Source organism: Serratia sp. PAMC26656 (assembly GCF_016469055.2).
Taxonomy (GTDB): Bacteria; Pseudomonadota; Gammaproteobacteria; order Enterobacterales; family Enterobacteriaceae; genus Serratia; species Serratia plymuthica.
In genome coordinates, this window is record NZ_CP150486.1 from 2,715,004 (window position 1) to 2,737,437 (window position 22,434).

25 protein-coding genes and 1 pseudogene are annotated in these 22,434 nt (G+C 57.6%); 15 read left to right on the forward strand and 11 right to left on the reverse strand.

Going from position 1 to position 22,434, the window contains the following annotated elements; translation table 11 throughout:
• The first annotated feature begins 16 nt into the window (after nucleotides 1-16).
• On the forward strand, nucleotides 17-1,231 hold the full coding sequence (locus JEM67_RS13840; protein WP_013812875.1) for an MFS transporter: 1,215 nt from the start codon (nucleotides 17-19) through the stop codon (nucleotides 1,229-1,231).
• 54 nt (nucleotides 1,232-1,285) lie between these two features.
• Here the strand turns inward: JEM67_RS13840 and JEM67_RS13845 are convergent.
• Nucleotides 1,286-1,478: pseudogene (locus JEM67_RS13845) on the reverse strand (ribbon-helix-helix protein, CopG family).
• 191 nt (nucleotides 1,479-1,669) lie between these two features.
• On the opposite strand from JEM67_RS13845, the gene JEM67_RS13850 reads away from it, so the two are divergent.
• Both JEM67_RS13850 and JEM67_RS13855 read left to right on the forward strand, forming a co-directional pair.
• Nucleotides 1,670-1,939, forward strand: a complete 270-nt coding sequence (locus JEM67_RS13850; protein ID WP_013812877.1) for a metal-sensing transcriptional repressor — start codon at nucleotides 1,670-1,672, stop codon at nucleotides 1,937-1,939.
• Nucleotides 1,940-1,947: 8 nt separating this feature from the next.
• The gene (locus JEM67_RS13855) at nucleotides 1,948-3,075 is read left to right on the forward strand and encodes a nickel/cobalt efflux transporter (RefSeq protein WP_199635840.1); all 1,128 of its coding nucleotides are present in this window, start codon (nucleotides 1,948-1,950) and stop codon (nucleotides 3,073-3,075) included.
• A 122-nt stretch (nucleotides 3,076-3,197) separates the two neighbouring features.
• On the opposite strand, the gene JEM67_RS13860 is transcribed toward JEM67_RS13855, so the two are convergent.
• From JEM67_RS13860 to JEM67_RS13885, 6 genes are all read right to left on the reverse strand, one after another.
• Nucleotides 3,198-3,392 carry a ribbon-helix-helix protein, CopG family gene (locus JEM67_RS13860; protein WP_006318355.1) on the reverse strand — a complete coding sequence of 65 codons (195 nt, stop codon included), beginning with the start codon at nucleotides 3,390-3,392 and terminating at the stop codon, nucleotides 3,198-3,200.
• Between the two features lie 72 nt (nucleotides 3,393-3,464).
• Nucleotides 3,465-4,253 (reverse strand): spermidine synthase, encoded by a 789-nt coding sequence (locus JEM67_RS13865; RefSeq protein ID WP_199635841.1) that lies wholly within the window; start codon nucleotides 4,251-4,253, stop codon nucleotides 3,465-3,467.
• Nucleotides 4,254-4,288: 35 nt separating this feature from the next.
• Nucleotides 4,289-4,744, reverse strand: a complete 456-nt coding sequence (gene fabZ, locus JEM67_RS13870) for a 3-hydroxyacyl-ACP dehydratase FabZ (RefSeq protein WP_004944391.1) — start codon at nucleotides 4,742-4,744, stop codon at nucleotides 4,289-4,291.
• 260 nt (nucleotides 4,745-5,004) lie between these two features.
• Entirely contained in the window at nucleotides 5,005-5,499 is a 495-nt protein-coding gene (locus JEM67_RS13875; protein WP_013812880.1) for a TIGR00645 family protein, read from the reverse strand.
• A gap of 90 nt (nucleotides 5,500-5,589) precedes the next feature.
• On the reverse strand, nucleotides 5,590-5,883 hold the full coding sequence (locus JEM67_RS13880) for a SelT/SelW/SelH family protein (protein WP_199635842.1): 294 nt from the start codon (nucleotides 5,881-5,883) through the stop codon (nucleotides 5,590-5,592).
• Nucleotides 5,884-5,940: 57 nt separating this feature from the next.
• Nucleotides 5,941-7,911 (reverse strand): sigma-54-dependent Fis family transcriptional regulator, encoded by a 1,971-nt coding sequence (locus tag JEM67_RS13885; protein ID WP_199635843.1) that lies wholly within the window; start codon nucleotides 7,909-7,911, stop codon nucleotides 5,941-5,943.
• Nucleotides 7,912-8,106: 195 nt separating this feature from the next.
• Here JEM67_RS13885 and JEM67_RS13890 point away from each other — a divergent pair, with 195 nt between their 5' ends.
• The 3 genes from JEM67_RS13890 to JEM67_RS13900 all read left to right on the forward strand — a co-directional run bounded on the left by JEM67_RS13890 (nucleotide 8,107) and on the right by JEM67_RS13900 (nucleotide 10,919).
• Nucleotides 8,107-9,123 (forward strand): Gfo/Idh/MocA family oxidoreductase, encoded by a 1,017-nt coding sequence (locus JEM67_RS13890; protein ID WP_199635844.1) that lies wholly within the window; start codon nucleotides 8,107-8,109, stop codon nucleotides 9,121-9,123.
• Nucleotides 9,123-9,902 (forward strand): TIM barrel protein, encoded by a 780-nt coding sequence (locus JEM67_RS13895; RefSeq protein WP_004944418.1) that lies wholly within the window; start codon nucleotides 9,123-9,125, stop codon nucleotides 9,900-9,902. The genes JEM67_RS13890 and JEM67_RS13895 overlap by 1 nt, the downstream gene beginning before the upstream one ends.
• 93 nt (nucleotides 9,903-9,995) lie before the next feature.
• A complete protein-coding gene (locus tag JEM67_RS13900; RefSeq protein WP_199635845.1) occupies nucleotides 9,996-10,919 on the forward strand; it encodes a substrate-binding domain-containing protein in 924 nt (307 codons plus the stop codon).
• A 38-nt stretch (nucleotides 10,920-10,957) separates the two neighbouring features.
• Here JEM67_RS13900 and JEM67_RS13905 read toward each other — a convergent pair whose 3' ends face one another.
• Entirely contained in the window at nucleotides 10,958-12,175 is a 1,218-nt protein-coding gene (locus JEM67_RS13905; protein ID WP_199635846.1) for an MFS transporter, read from the reverse strand.
• 96 nt (nucleotides 12,176-12,271) lie between these two features.
• Here JEM67_RS13905 and JEM67_RS13910 point away from each other — a divergent pair, with 96 nt between their 5' ends.
• From JEM67_RS13910 to JEM67_RS13930, 5 genes are all read left to right on the forward strand, one after another.
• The gene (locus JEM67_RS13910) at nucleotides 12,272-13,210 is read left to right on the forward strand and encodes a LysR family transcriptional regulator (RefSeq protein ID WP_199635847.1); all 939 of its coding nucleotides are present in this window, start codon (nucleotides 12,272-12,274) and stop codon (nucleotides 13,208-13,210) included.
• Nucleotides 13,211-13,370: 160 nt separating this feature from the next.
• Nucleotides 13,371-14,132 carry a dimethylarginine dimethylaminohydrolase family protein gene (locus tag JEM67_RS13915; protein WP_199635848.1) on the forward strand — a complete coding sequence of 254 codons (762 nt, stop codon included), beginning with the start codon at nucleotides 13,371-13,373 and terminating at the stop codon, nucleotides 14,130-14,132.
• 27 nt (nucleotides 14,133-14,159) lie between these two features.
• Nucleotides 14,160-14,933 carry an ABC transporter substrate-binding protein gene (locus tag JEM67_RS13920; RefSeq protein ID WP_004944430.1) on the forward strand — a complete coding sequence of 258 codons (774 nt, stop codon included), beginning with the start codon at nucleotides 14,160-14,162 and terminating at the stop codon, nucleotides 14,931-14,933.
• Between the two features lie 55 nt (nucleotides 14,934-14,988).
• Nucleotides 14,989-15,681 carry an ABC transporter permease gene (locus tag JEM67_RS13925; RefSeq protein ID WP_004944436.1) on the forward strand — a complete coding sequence of 231 codons (693 nt, stop codon included), beginning with the start codon at nucleotides 14,989-14,991 and terminating at the stop codon, nucleotides 15,679-15,681.
• The gene (locus JEM67_RS13930) at nucleotides 15,681-16,403 is read left to right on the forward strand and encodes an ABC transporter permease (RefSeq protein WP_199635849.1); all 723 of its coding nucleotides are present in this window, start codon (nucleotides 15,681-15,683) and stop codon (nucleotides 16,401-16,403) included. The genes JEM67_RS13925 and JEM67_RS13930 overlap by 1 nt, the downstream gene beginning before the upstream one ends.
• A gap of 6 nt (nucleotides 16,404-16,409) precedes the next feature.
• Here the strand turns inward: JEM67_RS13930 and JEM67_RS13935 are convergent, their stop codons facing one another.
• Nucleotides 16,410-16,865 carry an Lrp/AsnC family transcriptional regulator gene (locus JEM67_RS13935; RefSeq protein WP_199635850.1) on the reverse strand — a complete coding sequence of 152 codons (456 nt, stop codon included), beginning with the start codon at nucleotides 16,863-16,865 and terminating at the stop codon, nucleotides 16,410-16,412.
• 14 nt (nucleotides 16,866-16,879) lie between these two features.
• Between JEM67_RS13935 and JEM67_RS13940 the strand changes: the two genes are divergently transcribed.
• The 4 genes from JEM67_RS13940 (at nucleotide 16,880) to JEM67_RS13955 (ending at nucleotide 19,731) form a co-directional block, all read left to right on the forward strand.
• Nucleotides 16,880-17,983, forward strand: a complete 1,104-nt coding sequence (locus JEM67_RS13940; protein ID WP_199635851.1) for a succinylglutamate desuccinylase/aspartoacylase family protein — start codon at nucleotides 16,880-16,882, stop codon at nucleotides 17,981-17,983.
• Between the two features lie 278 nt (nucleotides 17,984-18,261).
• Nucleotides 18,262-18,360 carry a YoaK family small membrane protein gene (locus JEM67_RS13945; RefSeq protein WP_013812895.1) on the forward strand — a complete coding sequence of 33 codons (99 nt, stop codon included), beginning with the start codon at nucleotides 18,262-18,264 and terminating at the stop codon, nucleotides 18,358-18,360.
• Nucleotides 18,361-18,401: 41 nt separating this feature from the next.
• A complete protein-coding gene (locus JEM67_RS13950) occupies nucleotides 18,402-18,608 on the forward strand; it encodes a hypothetical protein (protein WP_013812896.1) in 207 nt (68 codons plus the stop codon).
• A 94-nt stretch (nucleotides 18,609-18,702) separates the two neighbouring features.
• Complete coding sequence (locus tag JEM67_RS13955) at nucleotides 18,703-19,731, forward strand: zinc-binding metallopeptidase family protein (protein WP_199635852.1); 1,029 nt, start codon at nucleotides 18,703-18,705, stop codon at nucleotides 19,729-19,731.
• 9 nt (nucleotides 19,732-19,740) lie between these two features.
• Here JEM67_RS13955 and adhP read toward each other — a convergent pair whose 3' ends face one another.
• Both adhP and exaC read right to left on the reverse strand, forming a co-directional pair.
• Nucleotides 19,741-20,766, reverse strand: a complete 1,026-nt coding sequence (adhP, locus tag JEM67_RS13960; RefSeq protein WP_199635853.1) for an alcohol dehydrogenase AdhP — start codon at nucleotides 20,764-20,766, stop codon at nucleotides 19,741-19,743.
• A 46-nt stretch (nucleotides 20,767-20,812) separates the two neighbouring features.
• Nucleotides 20,813-22,333, reverse strand: a complete 1,521-nt coding sequence (exaC, locus tag JEM67_RS13965) for an acetaldehyde dehydrogenase ExaC (protein WP_013812899.1) — start codon at nucleotides 22,331-22,333, stop codon at nucleotides 20,813-20,815.
• Between the last annotated feature and the right edge of the window lie 101 nt (nucleotides 22,334-22,434).

Consider the following 22,434-nt stretch of genomic DNA (forward strand, 5'->3'; position numbering starts at 1 on the left):
TATAAATGGATAAACCATGAGCCAAACGACTACCCATTGCAGTGATGTCAGGGCGATCCACGAGGAGACACAGCGTTTGCCGATTGCCGCGCTGCTGGCATTAGCCATGACGGGATTTATTTGCATTGCTACCGAAACGCTCCCCGCCGGTTTGCTGGCCCAGATCGCACCTGGCCTGCAGGTGTCGCCTTCGCTTGCCGGACAGATGATCACCGCCTACGCGCTAGGTTCGGTACTGGCTGCCATTCCGTTGACGCTCGCCACTCAGCGTTGGCGGCGACGTAATGTTTTGCTGCTGACTATTGCGGGTTTTTTTCTCTTTAACTCGATCACTGCCATGTCGGGCAGCTTTGCGGTTACGCTGACCGCGCGCTTTTTTGCCGGTGCGGCGGCGGGACTGGCCTGGAGCCTGCTCGCCGGCTATGCGCGCCGGATGGTGGCGCCTCATCTTCAGGGCAAAGCGATGGCGGTGGCGATGGTGGGCGCACCGGTCGCGCTGTCGTTGGGCGTGCCGCTCGGGACCTGGTTGGGATCGGTGGTCGGTTGGCGCGCCGCCTTTGGCGTTATGTCGCTGCTGTCGTTGGTATTAATTGTTTGGGTGCTGGTAAAGGTGCCGGATTATCCGGGGCAGACGGGAACAAAACGGCTGCCGCTGCACAAGGTGTTGATGACCCCCGGCGTCAGATCGGTATTGGGCGTGGTAGTGCTGTGGATGTTCGCTCATAACATTCTCTATACCTACGTTGCGCCCTTTGTTACGCCGGCCGGCCTTGGCGACCGGGTTGATGCGGTATTGCTTATTTTCGGGTTGGCGGCGCTGGCGGGGATCTGGATCACCGGCCGGGTGGTTGATCGCCACCTGAGAACGGCGGTGCTGACCAGCCTCGCGCTCTTCGCCGCCACCAGTGTGCTGTTGGGCCTGGGATTCCAGAATGCAGGAGTGATCTATGTCGGCATGGTGCTGTGGGGGTTGAGTTTCGGCGGTGCGGCGACGCTATTGCAGACCGCACTGGCGGATGTCGCCGGTGAAGGTGCGGATGCGGCGCTGGCCATGAACGTGGTTACCTGGAATAGCGCCATCGCCGGTGGCGGCATTTTCGGCGGGATCTTGCTTGATCGGTATGGCCCGGCGTTTTTCCCCTGGGCAGCGCTGGTGCTTCTGTTGGGCGCACTGGCTGTCGCGGCTGCGGCTAAACGGCACGGATTCTCTGCGGGAAGACGCCAGGGCTGAACCCGGCGGTTGCAGATGGCGCATTCCGTGCGCCATCCGGCTTCAATCCTCGGGTCAGGTGTTATCTACCCGGGGATTGGAACGAGTCGGTTGACTGGGGTATTCCACCTGATGCTTGTGCAAATAGTCCCGTATCAGTTGCCGGATCACCAGACGGAGTGACGTCCTGTTGCAGGCACAGCTCTTCAAGGGCTTTTTTCTTATCCGGATCGATGAGTATCGTCAGTCGTGCCGTTTTCTTTTCCATGAGGATTCCTCCAGAGGATGAAAATGGCATGCTGAGTAATCGGCTAAATAGTTTCCGTTTCCCAAACGGAGCCCTTTCATCAAAGCGTGCTCACAATCAGTGCAATGACCTTCAAACATGCCCTCGACGACGGGTGCTATCTCTGCAGAGATCAGCTATATTCATCCTATCCCCCCCCATAGGATACAACTATGCATCAACATGAAACACATCCCGATATCATCAAGCGACTTAAGCGTGCAGCGGGTCATCTGAACAGTACAATCCTGATGCTGGAAAATGGAAGAACCTGCCTTGATATCGCACAACAGCTTCAGGCGGTTGAAAAGGCGGTGACTAATGCAAAAAAAACGCTCATCCATGATCACCTCGATCACTGTCTGGATCACGCTGTGAAGGCTGACGGGGAAGTATCACCGGCAGTTGTCCGTGAATTTAAAGAAATAACAAAGTATCTCTGAGGTGCGTCATGCCCGATTTTTCCTCCCTGCTGCAGCAAGGCGTGGGTAACGCCTGGCTGTTTATTCCCAGCGCTATCTTGCTTGGCGCCTTGCATGGTCTTGAACCTGGACACTCCAAAACGATGATGGCCGCCTTCATTGTGGCTATTCGCGGCACGATGAAACAGGCGGTTTTGCTGGGGCTGGCGGCGACTGTCTCGCATACGGCGATAGTGTGGTTAATCGCTTTTGGCGGCATGTATTTGAGCCGTCAGTTTACCGCAGAGGCGACAGAACCTTATTTTCAACTCTTTTCCTCGATCATTATCTTGGGTACCGCACTTTGGATGTTTTGGCGTACCTGGCGGGGTGAACAACAGTGGAAAGCCGAACAAGCTTATGAGCTTGAACATCAGGGCCATGACGAATCACACCTGATTGATACTGGCCATGGGCGCGTTGAATTGTCGATCTTTGAAGACGGCATACCACCGCATTGGCGTTTAAGAAATGTCGCTGGGCAAAACTGGGGAGCAAAGTCGGTCACGGTGACTACTGTGCGCGAAAAGGGCTTCCCACAGATTTTTGAATTCGAGGAAAAAGACGGTTTCTTGCAATCCGTGCATGCGATCCCCGAACCGCATAATTTCACGGCGCGTTTATCGTTAGGCCATGGCGGGCATTCTCATGACTATGACGTCGAGTTCAAAGAACATGACCATCACCACGATCATGATCATTCGGCGTTGGCAGGATTGGATGTTTCTTCGCAGGAGTATCAGGATGCCCATGAGAAAGCGCACGCTAACGATATCAAACGTCGTTTTGCCAACCAAAATGTGACGACCGGTCAGATTATTCTCTTTGGTTTGACGGGCGGGTTGATCCCATGCCCTGCGGCAATCACCGTACTGCTGCTGTGCATCCAGGTGAAGGCATTTAGCTTAGGTGCGGCATTGGTACTGTGTTTTAGCATCGGCCTGGCAATGACCTTGGTGGTGGTGGGTGTTGCTGCCGCTTATAGCGTCAGGCAGGCGACAAAACGCTGGGGCGGTTTCAACACATTGGCCCGCCGTGCCCCTTATTTTTCAAGCATATTGATTGCCGCGGTGGGTATCTACATGGGTATCCACGGTTGGACAGGTTTGATGAATTGATGTGGTCCTGCGCATTGGTGGCCGAGGCTAAAGGGCACGGATTCTCTGCGGGGAGACGCCAGGGCTGAACCTGGCGGTTGCAGATGGCGCATTCCGTGCGCCATCCGGCGTCAATCCTCGGGTCAGGTGTTATCTACCCGGGGATTGGAACGGGTCGGTTGACTGGGGTATTCCACCTGATGTTTGTGCAAATAGTCCCGTATCAGTTGCCGGATCACCTGAGACGGGGTGACGTCCTGTTGCAGGCACAGCTCTTCAAGGGCTTTTTTCTTATCCGGATCGATGAGTATCGTCAGTCGTGCCGTTTTCTTTTCCATGAGGATTCCTCCAGAGGATGATAATCAAATGATAATGGCATGCTGGGTAATCGGCTATCCAACCCACAATTTCTAGTTAAAATGCAGCCGCTCAATTTTGCGCGACAGAAAACCTAAATCACAGCCAAAGGTCGGACCGACGGCGGCGGAAAGGCTGCGCAGCAGGCTGAGCGGCGTCTCAACATGGCCCGGTGTAGCGTAAATAATGACGTTGCCGCTGGGTGCCACGCAGTAAAGAACGGTTTTAAATGCGCAGTGCAAGCTGTGATACAGCAGCGTGCTGTCATCGGGCACTTCATGATAATTCAGCACCAACCAGCCCTGAGGCGAAAGACGACCGGCGCATTGATCCAGAAAATTTCGCGTGCCCTGTTGCGGGTCCATCGCGAAGGCGCTGTAAAGATCGGAAAATATCAGGTCATACTGCCGAGTGGCGGGAGCCTGTAAAAAATCGGCGGCATCAGCGGTGTGCAGGGTGACCGTTTTATCGGCGGGCAGGGTGAAATAACGGCGGGCGACAGACACCACCGCCGGGCGCAGTTCCACTACGTCCAGCAGCATGTTGGGATCATAAGCATGCAATGCTCGCACCAGGCTACCACCTCCCAGACCGAGGATCAGCGCCGCCGAAGGCGGCTGCCAGGCTACGGCCATCAGCATGGTTTTTATGTAGTTGTGAACCGGCACCTGCGGCGCGCTGATGCACATTTTGCTCTGCTCGCAAATGCCGTCGAAACGCAGGGTACGGTAGTCTTTGTGGTCAGAAACGATAATTTCACCGCAATGGTCTTCCTCCCGGGCGATGACTTGTCCACGGGGAGAAAAATCAAGGCTATTGAACAACTTATCAACAATAGACATGGTAGCTTCGCTTTGGCTCCTTTAGAAACGGGGGCTTATTTACGGGCGCACATAAATTCGGCCGTACAGATACGGCGGCCATTGACCGTCGCCATTCCGGAAAAACGGGCAATACCGGATCGTTGCCGGACAAAGGCGACGTCCATGCGCAATTGGTCGCCGGGTTGGGCCGAGCGGTAGAAACGGGCGCGTTGAATGGACGCAAAGTAATAATGTTCGCCTTCTGACAACGGGCCGAGAAAGTAGTGGGCCAGCAGGCCGGTGCTCTGCGCCAGGGCTTCCACCATCAGGATGCCGGGGAAAACGGTGGTCTGGTGGTGGCCGGTCCAAAAGGTCGGTTCATTGGCGGTAATGTTTTTGATGGCGCTCAAGCGCCCTTCAGAAATCGACGTGCCGGCGGGCAGAATGCGGTCGACCAGCAGACAGGGGAACCGGTGTGGCAGGATAGATTGAACATCCTGGTACTGTAGTGGATTTCCATTCAGCGGCATGATTGATTTTGGATCCTGTCAGCGGGACGAAGCTCGGCCAGCGGTGGCTTATGCGCCCAGCGGGAATGTAATAGCATTATAATGTTATTATCATCATATGCACTAACTGAAAATCGCCAGGTCGGGCATTAACCGCCGTTTAGTGACAACGTAACTTTAAATTGACGATTGAAATTGGCGTCCAACAGATTGATGGATAATTATTTTTAATGGGAGAGAGGGTTAGCCGCCATCAGAGTGATGACGGCCAGATCGGTGAATCAGTGCTTCTCACGCGTTATTTTATCGAGGTAGCCCATCAGGAAAGCGGAAAGCACGAAGGTGAGGTGGATAATCACATACCACATCAGCTTATTGTCCGGCACGTTCTTGGCATCCATAAACACCCGCAACAGGTGAATGGAAGAGATAGCGACAATGGATGCGGCTACCTTGCTCTTCAGTGAGGTAGCGTCCATTTTCCCCAGCCAGCTCAACTTTTCTTTGTGCTCGCTGATATCCAACTGCGAAACAAAGTTTTCATAGCCCGAGAACATCACCATGATCAGCAGGCCACCCACCAGCGCCATGTCGATCAGCGAAAGCAGGGTGAGCACCAGATCCCCTTCGGTTATGGAGAAGATGCTCGGCAGAACATGCAGTATCTCCTGGAAGAATTTGATCGACAGCGCCACCAGCGCCAGCGACAAGCCAAAGTAAACCGGTGCAAGCAGCCAGCGAGAGGCATACATAGCGTTTTCTATAAAGCGTTCCATAGTCATCTGAGTTTGTTACCAAAAGAGACGCACAGTATAGCTCAGGACGCCCGGCAGAAGGCAAGCGCGGCACCTTGTGGTTACTGCACCTTAACTTTTAACGCCTTTGTTATCCACGTGGCCTAATGGCCGCTCGGGAAAGCATCGATCGCGCAAACGCTGTTTGAGCGCTGCCGCGTCGGGGAAGCCGCCTTCGGTTTTGCGATCCCAGATGACAAAGCCATCCACGGTGACCTCATAAATGCCGCCGGTGCCGGGAACCAGCGTAACGGCGGCCAAATCGGTGCTGAAGGTGTGGAGCAATTCTTGCGCCATCCACGCGGCACGCAGCAGCCAGTTGCATTGCGAACAATAGTGAATGGTGACAGCGGGGGACGTTTTCATTGAGCAGGCCTGGGCGGTAAGATTTTCTCATCATCATCGAATGCCGCCGCAACCCTGTCAAGCCGGCCGTTCAGGGCGCAACAGGGTCAAATCGATCCGCCATTTATTGATTTTATTGTACAGCGTGGTGCGCGATAGTCCGAGCCGCTGCGCAGCCTGCCGCAGATTGCCGCCACTGGATTCAATCACCTGCATGATATGGGTACGTTCGTTATCTTCCAGCCTCGCGGACGGTGTTGCGTCAGGTTCAGTACGATCACGAGTGATTTCCTCCGGCAGGTCGCCCACGTCGATCTGCAGCCCTTCGCACAGGTTCACCATTCGTTCCACCAGGTTTTCCAGTTCGCGCACGTTGCCCGGCCAGCGCCAGGCGCTAAGGCAGGCCATCGCCTGCGGTGATACCTGCGGCGGGATTTTTTTCATGCGCGTACAGAGTTTGTGCACAAAGCCGTTAACCAGCCCGACGATATCTTCCCGTCGTTCGCGCAGCGGCGGAACAGAGAGGGAGATGACGTTCAGGCGGTAATACAGATCGCGCCGGAAAGCGCCATTCTCCACCGCCTGCGCCAGATCACAATTGGTGGCCGCCACGATGCGCACGTTGACCTTCACCGGGTGGGTGGCGCCGATCCGCAGCACTTCACTCTCCTGTAGTACGCGCAGCAGACTGGTTTGCGCATCCATCGGCATTTCGCCGATTTCATCGAGCAGTAAAGTACCGCCATCCGCCAGCTCAAATTTCCCGGCTGAACCGCCACGGCGCGAGCCGGTAAAGGCGCCATCCACGTAACCGAAAAGCTCGCTCTGCACCAGATCGCGCGGCAAGGCGCCGCAGTTAACGGCAACGAAGGGTTCATTGCTGCGTGCGCTGCCGTTGTGGATCGCCTGAGCAAACAGCTCTTTGCCGGTTCCGCTCTCGCCGGTCAGCAGAACGGTGCTGTCGCTGCGGCTGCTGGTGCGCGCCTTGGATATGGCTTCCCGTATGCGGCTGGAGTGGCCGTATATCATGTCAAAGGTATAGCTGGCGCTGACGCCCATCACGCGGCGGGTGATAGCGCGAATACGCTGGTTCTCCCGCAGGGAGAGCACTCGGCCGTCATCCGGCGCGGGCATCAACGAAATCACGCAGGAGAGGGCCGGTTTGCCTTCGGGCATAAAGACCATTTCACGATCGTTACAAAACGGCATGGTCAGCAACGAGCCGGACTGCGGGCGCAGCAACTGATCGAGGGACAGCTCGCCAGGTTCCAAGCCGTCAAAAATCTGGCGCGCATAGCGGTTGACGGTTTTCAGCCTGCCGTGGCGATCGCAGACAATAACGCCTTCATTCAGCGTTTCCATAATGGACTGTTGTTCCGCCAGCAGCCGACGCAACTGCAACTGTTGGCCGACGGCCTCCGCAGCCGCCTGCACGGTGCCCAGTGTGTGGGCGTTGAAGTTATCCGGCGTGGCGGTGAGCGTCAGCACGCCGATCATCACGCCTTCAGCGTTACGCACCGGTGCCGCCGCACATTGGCGATGGCGCTGACGTAGGCCCATTTTCCAGTTTTCACCGCTTAACACATACACCAGGCGCTGTTCCCGCAGGCAGCGCGCGGTGCAATTGGTGCCCTGAACCTCCTCGCTGAGGATGCTGCCGACCGGTGTCAAATCCGCGCCGCAGTAGTGAAGGGTGACGCCGGAGGCATCGGTCAGGTTGATGTGGCCGTCAGGGTTGTAGGCCAGCAGGTTTTCCATGATGCTGTGCGCCACCTTAATCAGCTCGCTGTTTTGCGCCAGAATCATCTGCAACCGCTCTGCCGGCGGCGAGTGATAGACAAACTCTTCGGGGTCGATGCCGTTTTCACGCGAACGTTGCCAGGATTGCAGGATCGACTTGCGGATCCAGCCGGGTTGCCCGCCTTCATTAAAAACCTGCCAGCCTTGCCAAAACAGGCTATCCCATTCACTGGCCTCCGGGCCTCCCGGGAGGCTGAAAATCGGGTCGCTCTCGTCTTTGATCGGCATCAGTCCGGCGGCAGTGTGCATGCGGCTCTCCAGTTTGGAATGTAATGTTCATTTTATTGACATGTGAAATTGACATGTCAATTTAGTTGTCACTTTGTTGTGGTTATCTGTGCATCGCCTCACAAATTCCTCCCTTTTCGCGCTGGCATCCCCTTTGCAATACCCACAGTGACCTCCGTAGCCCGACAAGGGCGTTAATCCACATAAGGAATCACTATGAGTCATTCACCTCACAACTTGCGCGTTGGCCTGATCGGTGCCGGCCGAATGGGCACTTTCCATGCGGAGTCATTGGCGCGGCGCGTGCCGGGCGCCGTTTTGGCCGCCGTGGCCGATCCGCTGCCGGGTGCAGCGCAGCGGTTGGCGGACAGGCTGGGCGTCAGCGCCTTTAGCGATTTGCAGAGCATGCTGGATGACAGCGAAATCGATGCGGTAGTCATTGCTTCCCCGGCGCGTACCCATGCGGAGTGGGTGATTGCCGCCGCCCAGGCAGGGAAGCACGTGTTTTGCGAAAAACCGATGGCCATCACGCTGGAAGAGGCGGATCGGGCCATCGCCGCCGCCAAACAGGCGGGCGTCGTGCTGCAAGTGGGCTTTAATCGCCGCTTTGTCAGCGGTTTTGCCGCCGCCATTGCCGCCGTGAAGGAGGGAGAGAATGGCGTTACCCAGCTTTCCCGATCGGTAACCCGCGATCCGCAGTTGCGCGATCCGGCGCCGATCCCCGCCTGGACCATTTTTTTGGAAACGCTGATCCACGATTTTGACACGCTGTTGCACTTAAACCCTGGCGCCAGACCGGTTGAGGTATACGCGCTGGCGGATGCGCTGGTGCGTCCGGACTTCAAGGATAAAGGGTTACTGGACACCGCCGTGGTGACTATCCGCTTCGATAACGGCGCTATCGCCACCGCAGAAGCCAACTTCCAGGCAGTCTACGGCTACGACGTGCGCGGTGAGGTATTTGGCAGCAAAGGGATGTTGCAGGCGGGCAATATCAACCTGAATAACTGTGTGCGGTATCACGCCGGCGGCATCGCCATCGAAACCTCGCGTCAGGATACCGATCTGCTGCATGACGCTTATGTGGCGGAGCTGACTGAATTCGCCCGCTGTGTCCAGCAGAGGGAAATGCCGCGCGCGACCGGACAGGATGCCCGCAATGCGCTGGAGATTGCATTGGCCTGCATCGAGTCGGTGAAGCAGGGCAAACCGATCACGCTGGGGAGACAATAATGGCCGGATATCAGCTGTCTGTGTGCGCCGAGATGGTGTTCCTCGATCTGCCGTTTGTTGAACGCGTAGCGCGTATTCATGCGCTTGGCTTCGGCGTCGAGATCTGGAACTGGGAAAATAAAGATCTTGATGCGTTGATTGGCACCGGCGCACGTTTTACTTCAATGACCGGTTATCTCGCCGGCAACCTGACCGACGACGAGGATATCGCCCAGCTGTTGCAAACGGCGGAACAGTCGCTCGCCATCGCGCAGCGGTTGAACTGCCCCAGCCTGAATCTACACGGCACCGGCCTGGATCCCAACGGCTTGCCGGTGAAGCCGGTGGAGGTGGTGACCGGCGCCATGTGGCTGAAGGCGGCCGATACCTTGGGCAAGCTGGCGCAGCAAGGGGAGCGCGCCGGCAAGGTGTTCACGCTGGAAAACCTCAACTTGCCGCGGGACCATCCGGGCACGCCCTTCGCCAAAGCCTGCGACACGCTGGCCTTGGTTGAGGCGGTCAACAGCCCGGGGCTGAAGATGAACCTCGACCTTTATCATGCGCAAATCGGCGAAGGCAATCTCATCGAGCTTATTCGCCGTTGCGGGCCGGCGATAGGCGAAATTCAGGTGGCCGACGTACCGGGGCGGCAACAACCGGGGACCGGTGAAATCAACTACCGTGCCATAGCCCGCGCGTTGGACGAGATCGGCTACCGGGGCGTAGTGGCATTGGAGGGGTGGGCATCCGATGACAGCACCGCGGCGCTGCAACAGTTCCGTGACCATTTCACTTTATAACCGCAGTAAACCCGGGCTGTTATCTGTTGCCCGGGATGAAGAGTGATGCATTGATTTTAATAATAAAATTATCTCAACCTACAGGATGACATCATGAAAATCAGAAGCGTGCTGTTGATATTACTTAGTCTGTTTATGACCTTTAACGCCCAGGCGAAAACCTATAAGGTCGGCGTCGCGCTGGCCAATTTCGATCTCAACTTCGTGTCCATTTTACGTTCGCAAATGGTGAGCGAGCTTAAGCAGTTGAACATGGATGGCCAGTTTGTCGATGCCAAAGGCGACGTGGCGCTGCAAGTGCAGCAGGTGGACGATTTTATCAACCTGGGGGTGGATGCCATTATCCTCAACCCGGTAGATACCCAGGGTGTGAAACCGATGATGGATGCCGCCGAGCGTGCGCACATCCCGCTGATTTTCGTCAACCGCAAACCGGAAGTTAAGCTGGGTAATGCCATGGCGTATGTGGGTTCGGACTCGGCGGAGGGGGGCAAGTTGCAAATGGAGGCGCTGGCGAAACGGATGAATTATCGCGGTAATGTGGCGATCCTGATGGGGGCGCTGTCCAACGAAGAGGCGCGTGAACGCACCCGCGCGGTGGAAGAGGTGATCGCCAAGTATAAGGACATGAAGGTACTGGAAAAGCAGACCGCCAAATGGCAGCGCAATGAAGCGGTGGATGTGGTGTCCGGGTGGTTGCTGAACGGCCGCCCGATTGATGCTATCGCCGCCAATAACGATGAAATGGCGATTGGCGCCATCATGGCGCTGAACCAGGCTAAAAACAAAAGCATCCTGGTGGCGGGCATTGACGGTACGCCGGACGGCCTGCAGTTTATTAAAAACGGTGGCATGGTATTGACTATTTTCCAGGACGCCAAAGGGCAAGCCATCGGGGCGGTGCAGATCACCAAGGCACTGCTGGAAAAGCAAAAGACCGAGGCTTACAACTGGGTGCCTTATAAAACCATCACTCAGCAGAATCTGGCGGAGTTTGTGGCCGCCAATCAACAATAGCCGCAGGATCTGCGGCTATTGTCGGATGGCTTAATGACTCAGGCGACGGTGCGCGGGGTGCGCTTGGCCAGCATTCGCAGCGCCAGGCCGCCCGCCGAGGCCAGCGTGGCCAGCAATACCACGCCCGGCCAACCGGCGCTTTCGAGGACTTTGCTGCCGAGAGCGGCACCGCTTGCCATACCGATAAACACCAGGGTAAACATGATGGCATTCAGACGGCTGCGGGCTGCCGGGTTGATGGCGTAAATAATGGTCTGGTGCGCCACCAGCGTCGCCTGGATACCGAGATCAAAACCTACCGCGCTCAGCGCGATGAGCGCCAGCTGGGCGGGCAGCGGAAGCCAGGGCAGCAGAAACATCAGGGCGAATGAACACACCACCATGGCGGCGCCGATTTTAGTGACATAGTCCGGCCCGTGACGATCGGCCAGCATGCCCGCCAGGGGGGCTGCCAGCGCACCGGCCGCGCCTGCCAGCCCAAAGGCACCGGCTACGGCGCTGCCAAGCTGATATTTTTCCGCCAGCATGACCGCCAGCGTCGACCAGAAAGCGCTGAACGCGACCGACAGCAAGCCCTGAGCCAACGCCGCACGCCGCAGTTCCGGGTAGTCGGCCCACAGTTTTCCCAATGAGCGCAGCAGCGCAGGGTAGCTCAGCGTGGTATTGGGTTTAAAACGCGGCAGTACCGCACCGATCGTGAGGGTGATGACCAGCACCCCCAATGCCGCCAGCATATAAACGCTGCGCCAGCCGAAGTATTCCGCCACCACGCCGCTGAACACGCGCGAGAGTAAAATGCCGGCCAGCAACCCGGTCATTACCGTGCCCACCGTCTTGCCCCGGTTGGCGTCCGAAGCGAGCGTGGCGGCCGCCGGGATAATGTCCTGCGCCACCGTAGCGGCCAAACCGATCGCCAGGCTGCTGAGCAACAACAGCGGAAATGAAGAAGAAAAACCGCACATCAGCAGGGTGAGTGCCAGCAACACGCCCTTTATCCGAATGATCTGGCGGCGATCGTGACGGTCGCCCAGCGGAGCCAGCAGCAGGATGCCCAGCGCATAGCCCGCTTGGGTCAGCGTGGGTACCATGCCGATATCGCTGACCCCGGCGTGGAACGTATCGCCCATGATGCTCAGCATTGGCTGGCTGTAGTAAATGGACGCCACGCTCAGACCGGCACCGGCGGCCAGCAGGAAAACGATTTTGGCGGAAAGCGCATTGTCGGGCGCGGTGGTGGTGGCTGAAATCAGGCTCATGACGGTTATCCAGAACGAGTAAAGTGGGGCTATTCTTGCCAGTTTTCGGTGGAAACTGTAGCCCCCGCACAGGTAAAACTGTTATACGTAATACGTATGAATAAAAATCCATTTCCCAATGGCGACCGTATAGCCATGCTGCAAACTCTGGTGCGCATTGTCGACAGCGGCAGCCTCTCGGCTGCGGCTGCGCAAATGAACACCTCGCAGCCCACCATTAGCCGGCGTCTCCAGGTGCTGGAGCAACTGCTCGGCGTTAAATTAATCCAGCGTACGACTCACGCCATGAAGCTGACGGACGACGGCGAGCGTTGTTATCAGCATGCGCGCAAGCTGATTGAGCACTGGCAAATCATGGAGGATGAACTGCGCGGCGTGCGCGATGAACCCGTGGGCGTATTGCGGGTGCGCGCACCGCATGCCTTTGGCCAGGATCAACTGATTGGGCCGCTGGGGGATTACCTGCAACGCTATCGTCAGACCAGCGTGGAGTGGACGCTCAACGATCATTCGCCCGATTTCATTCCGGAAGGCGTGGATTGCGCGATTCACGTCGGTGCGGTGACCGATCCCTCGGTGGTCGCGGTACTGCTGGCGCAGGTGCCGCGCATTGTGGTGGCCGCGCCTGAACTGCTGGCGCGCCATACGCCGCTGGTGCAGATCGGCGATTTGGCGCAGTTGCCCTGGCTGGCGCTAAACAGTTTTTATCGCAATGAAGTGACGTTGACGCATACCGCCAGCGGCGAAGATTACCGTTTTGACATTGTCCCCAGGCTGAGTACCGACAGCCTTTATGCCGTGCGCAAGGCGGCGCTGAACGGCGTGGGAGTGGCGATGTTGTCGTCCTGGGTGGTCAAACAGGATCTGGAGCAGGGGCTGCTTACCCCGTTGATGCCGGGCTGGCACGCCGCGCCCTTGCCGATTTATCTGCTTTACCCCTATGCCAGTTATTATCCGGCACGGTTGCGTAAATTCCTTGAACTGATGAAAGAAGTGATGCCGCGCATTACCGGCGCGCAGGCGCCATTGCCGTGAGGGCGGCGGCTTTGCACGACATACAGCGGAATAGGTCGTCAGCGGAGCGATAAACAGCGTAAATGTAGAGTCCCGACGGGCGGATTCAACCTGATTGGCGACGGTATCTGTTTGATAATCGAAGAACACCTACCGTCCATTTCACTCGAGAGAATCGCCCATGCACTTTACTCAAGCCATTGCCAGACTCCCTGCCGATAGCTGCGGCAGCGGCCAGACCACCGCTCAATTGGGCGCGCCGGATATCGCCGCCACCGGCCGTCAGTTTTTGGCCTATGTGGATACCTTGCTGCGCCTGGGCCTGAAAGTGACGGTGCTACCGGCGGCCCCGGCCTTCCCGGACGCCCACTTCGTGGAAGACACGGCGGTGGTCATGCGGGAGCTGGCCGTGATCACTCATCCGGGTGCGCCGAGCCGCCAGGGCGAGGTTGACACCATTGCACCGCTGTTTGAAGGCGAGCGCCCGGTGGTACGGATGAGCCGGCGCGGCCACCTTGACGGCGGCGACGTGCTGCTGGTCGATCGTCAATTTTTTATTGGCCTGACGGCGCGCACCGATGAAGCCGGCATTGCCGAGTTTGCCGCTGCAGTAGAGCCGTATGGTTACCGGGTGACCGCCATTGAAGTCAGCGCCGGTCTGCACCTGAAATCCATCGTCAACTATGTTGGCCGCAACACCCTTCTGTTGACGGAGGACTACCAGCGCCATCCGGCTTTTAGCGGCTTTAACGGCATCGTTATCCCCGAAGCGGAGTCCTACGCCGGCAACACGCTGTGGATCAACGATACCTTGATTACCCCACGGGGTTACCCGCACACGCTGGCCCAAATCGAAAAGTTGGGCATGCCTATCGTTCAGCTCGACACCAGCGAATTTAAAAAAATGGACGGCGGCCTGACCTGCCTGTCACTTCGTTTCTAGCGCTTTCTTTCACCGGGGATCTCAGCCATGAAAAAAACATTAGCGGTTCTACTGACCAGCCTGGCACTGGGTGGCCCGGCGGCGGCCCAGTCTTTCGATACCATCAGCTTTGGTGTCGACGGCGGTTATCCACCTTTTGACGTGCTTTCGCCTAGCGGCGAGATCACCGGTTTTGATATCGATATCGCCAATGCGCTGTGTACGCAGTTGCATGCCAAATGCGTTTTCGTCAAACAGCCTTTTGAAAGCATGATCGCGGCGCTCAATGCGCGTAAGTTCGATGCCATTATCGCTTCGCTGACCATCACCGACGAGCGTAAAAAGGAAGTGGACTTTACCGATCGTTACTACCGCAGCTCGGCGCAGTTGGTGGCGCGCAAGGGCAGCCCGCTGCTGCCGGATGCCGCCAGCCTGAAAGGCAAAACGGTCGGCGTACAGACCGGATCCATTCATGAAACCTATGCGAAGAAACATTGGGCCGGACAGGGCGTGAAGATCGTTTCTTACGCCAACCAGGACAATGTCTATCTGGATTTGATGTCCGGGCGGATTAATGCCTCGTTGCAGGACAATACCCAGGCGGCCAGCAGCTTTATCGATACTCCGCGCGGGCAGAAGTTTGCCTTTGCCGGCCCGGCGATTACGGACAGCAGCATCTCCTCTGACGTGGGCATCGCGGTGGGCAAAGACAACCCGGCGCTGCGTGACGCGCTCAACGGTGCCATTAAGGCCATCCGTGCCGATGGCACCTATGACGCCATCCAGAAAAAGTATTTCAGCTTCGACATTTACGGCGGCTAAACCGGCGCGCTGACGCCGGCTGGCCCGGCATTTAGTCAAGTATGGGAGGCCGGGAATGGTCATCGAGTATTTGCCGTTGCTGGCTCACGGCGCGGCGCTGTCGCTGTGCGTGATGCTGGTTTCGCTGGCGGTGGCGCTGGCGCTCGGCCTGATCAATGCGCTGATTAAGCTGTTCGGCCCGCGCTGGCTGCGCTGGTTATCGACGGGTTACACCACGCTGGTGCGCGGCATTCCCGAACTGGTGATTATGCTGTTGCTGTTCTTTGGCGGCGAAATGCTGGTCAACGGCTTTCTTGGCCTGCTGGGGTTGGGGCCGCTACGCTTCAACACCTTTATCTCCGGCGTGCTGGCGATTGGTTTCGTGTTTGGCGCTTACTACACGGAAACCTTTCGCGGCGCTTTTCTCACCGTTGAACGCGGGCAACTGGAAGCCGCAATGGCCTACGGTATGCGCCCAGGGCAGGTGTTTCGCCGCGTGTTGCTGCCGCAAATGCTGAGTTTCGCCATTCCCGGGATCAACAATAACTGGCTCGGCTTGATGAAAGCCTCGGCGCTGGTGTCGATCCTGGGGCTGGAGGACATGGTGTGGCTGGCGGAGCAGGCGGGGCGGGCAACGCAAAAACCCTTCTTGTTCTATTTCCTGGTAGCGCTGATCTATATGGTGATCACCGCGATCTCCAGTTGGGGCTTTAGCCTGCTGGCGCGCCGCTACGCTCTGGCTTCCTCGACCGCTGCAGGAGCACGCTGATGACTCTGCAAGATATGCTGGAAGTGACGCCCACTTTTTTGTGGAGCGACGGTTCGGATGTGACGGGGCTGGCGCTGACGGCCAAACTGTTTTTGCTGTCGGTGGTGCCGGGCATGCTATTGGCGGTGCTGATGGCGGTCGGCCAGGTGTATGGCCCGCGCCCGCTGTCCTGGTTAATCCGTTGCGTGACCTATTTTTTCCGCAGCACGCCGCTGTATCTGCAATTGATGCTGATTTACTACGGCCTGTCGCAGTTCGACGTGGTGCAGTTGGGCTGGCAGAACGATCAGCCTTTCTGGCTGCTGTTTCGTGACGCCACCTTTTGCGCCACGCTGGCGTTGGTGCTCAATACCAGCGCCTACGTCGCGGAGTTGTTGACCGGCATGATGGGCACCTTTCCCAGGCAGGAGTGGGTCGCCGGGGAGGCGTTTGGCATGAGTCAGTGGCAGATAATTCGCCGGCTGGTGCTGCCGGCGACGTTACGGCGGGGTATTCCTGCACTGAATAACGAGATGGTCTTTCTGCTGCACGCCACGTCGCTGGCCAGCACGGTGACGCTGCTGGACATTACCGGGGTGGCGCGCGCTTTTTACGCCGCCACCTATTCGCCGTTTATTCCCTTCCTGATGGCGGCGGCGCTTTATCTGCTCTGCACCTTCCTGCTGATCTTCCTGTTTTCACGGGCAGAGCGGCGCTGGCTGGCCTTTATTCGCCGTGACTGAGGCGGTTCAGGATCGCTTGATGGATTGCAACTCGGTCAGGGTAACGATTTTATCCACCCGGAATTTTTTGCTGGTCAGCCAGGTGTCGGCCAGCAGCCGGTAGCTTTCCATGCTGCGGCAGCCGATGCGCACCAGAAAATCGAAACTGCCGCTGACCAGCCAGCAATCCAGCACCTCTGGGGTATTGCGCATTTCCTGCTCGAATGCGGGTTGGGAATGGCCATGATCGGCCAGCGCGATTTGCGCCTGTATCACAAAGGCATGCTCCGGTTCCGGCAGTTCGATAATGGCGCTGTAGCCACGGATAATACCGTCTCGCTCCAGCCCGCGTACCCGTTCCTGGCAGGGGCGAGCGGTCAGGTTGACCTGCTCGGAGAGCTTTTGATAGGAAATGCGGCCATCCCGGCACAGTATTTCAAGGATTTTTTTGTCGATTCGATCAAGCCGGGCTTTCTTTTCCACAGATAGGACGTCCAATGAAAAGTAAACATCATAAGTTACCTGAACATGCCCTGGGTGGGCAGCGCCAATTCACCAGTTTTCATTTCGGCCAGCCCGGCCAGGGCGAAAAGATTTACCTGCAGGCCGGTCTGCATGCCGACGAACTGCCGGGCATGCTGGTGCTGCATTATCTTAAAAGATTACTCAGCCAGGCGGAACGGCGCGGTGAACTGCAAAGTGAAATAATCATTGTCCCGGTCGCCAACCCGTTGGGGCTGGCGCAGGTGCTGCTCAACGGCGGCGTCGGGCGGTTTGATCTGGTCAGCGGCCGCAATTTCAACCGCGACTTTCCCGATCTGGCTCTGTTGCTGCACCATGAGGTCTTTGCCGAGTCGGAGCCTGCCGTGTCGCAGGTACGCGCTGCGATGCGCGAAGCCTTGCACGCTATGCCGGATCGCAGCGAGGTGGAAGCCCTGCGCCGGCAATTGCTGTTACTGGCCTGCGACGCCGATGTGGTGCTGGACCTGCATTGCGATGACCGCGCGATATTGCATATGTATGCCGACCCGGCCTGGCGCGAGCAGGCGGAAGACCTGGCGCGCTGTATGGGGATCGGCGCGGTGCTGCTTTCGCAAGACAGCGGGGGCGGTTCGTTTGACGAAGCCTGCGGGCTGCCGTGGCATCGGCTGGCGCAACAACATCCCGCGTTAAACCTGCAACCCGGCTGCATGGCGGTCACGCTGGAACTGCGCGGGCAACAGGATATCGGCCACGAACTGGCCGGCAACGATGCCGAACGTCTCTATCGTTATTTGCAGCACCGTGGCGCAATTGCGGGCGAGCCGCCGGCGATACCTCAGTTGGATGTCGCCATGTTGCCGTTTGCCGCCGGGGAGATTGTTACCGCGCCCGCCAGCGGCATTCTGCTGCCGTTGCGCCAGCCGGGTGAGTGGGTAGAGGTGGATGAGGCCGTGGCGGAAATCATTGACCCGATCACCGATACGGTAAAAGCGGTGCGTGCCCAGGCGAGCGGGCTAATCTATGCCAGCCGCCGCGCGCCCTTTGTCACCCTGGGGGCGGAAGTCATGAAGATCGCCGGTAAAACGCCCTATAAAGGCGGCGGTGGCCTGGCGTCGTGATAGGCATTAAAAGAGCGGCGATAACAACCTTCGCCGCCGCATCTGCCGAGTATCAGCCGGGTAATGGCGGGAGACGCGGCAATCAGTGCCCGGTACCCTTCGCCAATCCCGGAATCCAGTTCATGTCGCGCCAAAGCGTGGCAACGATCCTCGGGTGGATTGCATTCACCCGTGCCATGAATGAAATACATGAATAGCGGGAAAGATGGCTAGCCGACCACCGTCCATGTTAAATTCGCTTGTAGCCCCGTAGCGCCTGATGACAAAGAGAATTAAAAATGAAGATCGGTTATTTTTTCCCTATTGCGATTATTGTTGCGGCCTTGGTTCTGCTGACCCTGTTTATTGTCGGCGGCTACTCCACTCCGGGCGGTTGAGCGCCATCATGTAATCGATCGGGCCAGAGAAGTCAGTGTCTATGAGCACAGCAAAACCGCGCCGCCCGCATGGGCGATGGGTCTATTACATTTTGTATGAAGATATTCTGTGGCCTTGCCCCGTCAAGTGGGAGTGGGAAAGCAGTTACCATGCCTGGTTGCCTTTTTACTACTCGCCAACGCTGGAATTCGTTGCCGGCAATCCCGCCAAAGCGACAAAAATCACCAAAACCAAGACCAAGGTCTGAATCAGGTCGTTTGACTAATCCAAGCCCGTCTGGCTACCCTTAACCTGTCTCTGGCGCCTGCCCACACGTCCTCCGCCGCTAAGGAAGCCTGACCATGCGTAACTTTTCTTGCCCGAACTGCGGGCAGCAACTGTCGTTTGAAAATTCGCTGTGTTTGTCTTGCTCAAGCTCTTTGGGTTTCGATTTGCCTGGCCGGAGATTGGTGGCGATCGCGGCTCCCGAGCCTGCGGGCAGTGCTGACCCGGAACAAGGGCACCTGTGCGCCAATATGCATATTGCGCAGTGCAACTGGCTGGTGGCGCAAGAAGGGGATCTGTGTGCGTCGTGTCGCCTGACCCAAACCCGGCCGGCGGATGATGATGCGGAAGCGCTCCCGCTGTTTGCCGAAGCCGAAACGGCCAAGCGCCGCCTGATACTGGAGTTGACCGAACTGGGCCTGCCGATAGTCAGTAAAAATGACGATCCGAACAACGGGCTGATCTTCGAATTGCTTTCCAGCGAGCGGCGCCAGGTGCTCACCGGCCATGCGAACGGCGTAATTACGCTGGATCTGGAGGAGGGGGACGACGTTCACCGCGAGCAGCGTCGTATTTCTATGGGGGAATCTTACCGCACGTTACTGGGTCACTTCCGTCATGAGGTGGGGCATTACTATTACAGCCTATTGATCATTCAGCCCGAACGGCGGCAGGCGTTTGCCGATCTGTTTGGCGACCCGGATGCGGATTACCAGCAGGCACTCGATCGGCATTACCAGCAGGGCGCCCCGGAAGGTTGGCATGAATGTTACGTTTCCGCCTATGCCACCATGCACGCTGCGGAGGACTGGGCGGAAACCTTTGCTCATTATCTGCATATTCGCGACACCCTGGACACGGCAGCGGCTTACGGTTTTGCCGCGCCAGACGCCGCTTTCAATCATTCGGCTGAAACCCCGGATTTTGATTGCCTGATCGCGCAGTGGCTACCGGTCTCCTGGGCGCTGAATCAGCTCAATCGTTCGATGGGGCATGCCGATCTTTACCCCTTTGTGTTGCCGACACCGGTGCTGGAAAAAATGCGATTTATTCACCAGACCATTGCCGACGTGGATAAAAAGGGCACCGATCAACCAGTGCCCTGATGCGTTGACTTAAAGCGACATATCCACCACCACGCGGCCGGTGATTTTGCCCTCACGCATGCGGCTGAAGATGTCGTTGATTTGCTCCAGCGGCTCTACCGAGATGGTTGCCGCGACTTTCTTACGGCCGGCAAAGTCCAGTGCCTCTTGCAGATCCTTGCGCGTACCGACAATCGAACCGCGCACCGTCGTGCCTTCCAGCACCATATTGAAGATTGAAAGGTCAAAACTGCCTGGTGGCAGGCCGTTCAATACCATGGTGCCGCCGCGTCGCATCACGGTGGTCGCCTGTTCAAATGCCTTTGGCGATACCGCCGTCACCAGCACGCCGTGCGCGCCACCGAACTCCTGATGGAAAAAGCGGCCAGGATCGACGTTTCGCGCGTTAGCCACCACCGAAGCGCCCAGACTTTTGGCGAAGGCCAGTTTGTCATCGTCAATATCGACCGCCGCCACGTTCAACCCCATAGCGGTGGCGTATTGGATCGCCAGATGCCCAAGGCCGCCGATACCGGAAATGACCACCCAGTCACCGGCCTTGGCATTGGTCATTTTCAGCCCCTTATAGACGGTGACGCCGGCACAGAGGATCGGTGAGATAGACAGAAAATCGACGTTATCGGGCAGAATACCCACGTAGTTGGCATCGGCCAGACAGTATTCGGCAAAGCTGCCGTTAACCGAATAGCCCGAGTTTTGCTGGGAATGGCACAGCGTTTCCCAGCCGCCGAGACAGTGTTCACAGTGCCCGCAGGCAGAGTAAAGCCAGGGCACCCCTACGCGATCACCCTCTTTTACGTGGGTAACGCCGGCGCCCACCGCCACGACGTGACCGGAGCCCTCATGCCCAGGAATAAAAGGCGGGTTGGGTTTGATCGGCCAGTCACCGTCGGCTGCGTGCAGATCGGTATGGCACACCCCGGTGGCGGCAATCTTGACCAGGATTTTTCCGGGCGCGACCTCCGGGATCGGGACCTCTTTAATCACCAACGGTTGTCCAAACGCAGTCACCACAGCAGCTTTCATCGTTTTCATTTTCAGACCTCGAGAAGTTGTAGGGTTGGAACAGGGCAATCTTCAGTTAAAACAGGCCTTGCGGTTTGGCGTCATAGCTCACCAACAGGTTTTTCACCTGCTGGTAATGCGACAGCGCCACCTTGTGCGTTTCGCGACCGACGCCGGAGTTTTTATACCCCCCGAAGGCGGCATGCGCCGGGTAGAGGTGATAGCAGTTGGTCCAGACTCGCCCGGCCTTGAGCGCACGGCCCATGCGATAGGCGCGGTTGCTGTCACGGGTCCACAAGCCTGCGCCCAGCCCGAACTCGGTGTCGTTGGCCAGCGCCAGCGCTTCGGCTTCGTCTTTGAAGGTGGCGATGCCGATGACCGGCCCAAAGATCTCTTCACGGAAGAAGCGCATGCTGTTATTACCGGTGATGAGCGTTGGCTGGAGATAAAAACCTTGCTGCAACGTCTGTTCATGGTGGGTGCGCTCGCCGCCGGCGATGATTTTCCCGCCTTCGTTTTTGGCGATTTCGATGTAAGAGAGGATCTTGTCGAACTGCTGTTGGGACGCCTGCGCGCCGATCATGGTGTCGGTGTCAAACGGGTCGCCCTGACGAATGGCGGTGATGCGCGCCAGCACTTTCTCCATAAATTGCGGGTAGATAGACTCTTGGATCAACGCGCGTGAAGGGCAGGTACAGACTTCACCCTGATTGAAGAAGCCGAGGATCAGCCCCTCAACCGCCTTGTCGATAAATTCCGGTTCGGCCTGCATGATGTCTTCAAAGAAGATATTGGGTGATTTCCCGCCCAGCTCCACGGTGCTGGGAATGATATTCTCCGCCGCGCAGGCCAGGATATGCCTGCCCACCGGGGTTGAGCCGGTAAAGGCGATTTTATCGATGCGCTTGCTGGTCGCCAGCGCCTCACCGGCCTCTTTGCCAAAGCCGTGAACCACATTGAGCACGCCCGGCGGCAGCAGATCGCCAATCAGCTCCAGCAGCACGCAAATGCTGAGCGGCGTCTGTTCTGCCGGCTTGAGCACCACGCAGTTACCGGCGGTCAGCGCCGGGGCCAGTTTCCAGGCCGCCATCAGCAGCGGGAAGTTCCAGGGGATAATCTGCCCAACTACGCCCAGCGGCTCGTAAATATGGTAGGCCACGGTGTTTTGATCAATCTCTGCAGCAGTGCCTTCCTGCGCGCGCAGGCAACCGGCGAAGTAGCGGAAATGATCGATCGCCAGCGGGATGTCCGCATTCAGCGTTTCGCGGATCGGCTTGCCGTTGTCCCAGCTTTCGGTCAGCGCCAGCATTTCCAACTGCGACTCCATGCGATCCGCGATGGCCAGCATCACGTTGGCGCGGTTTTGTGCGCTGGTGTTCCCCCAGGCCTCTGCGGCGGCGTGCGCCGCATCCAGAGCCCGCTCAATGTCCTGGGCGTCGGAGCGGGGGAACTCGGCGACAGTTTTCCCGGTTACCGGGGAGGTGTCGGTAAAGTAGTTACCGGAAACGGGTTCGACAAATTTGCCGCCAATGTAATTGCCGTAGCGTTGTTTGAAAGAAACCAGCGAGCCAGGCAAACCGGGATGGACATATTTCATGTTAAACACCTCTCAAAGAAACACGGGCTGTAGGAGGGGTGCCAAACTGTGGCACCGTGCCTAAACATAAGCATTGCCTATGCCACATTGTTCCATTTTGT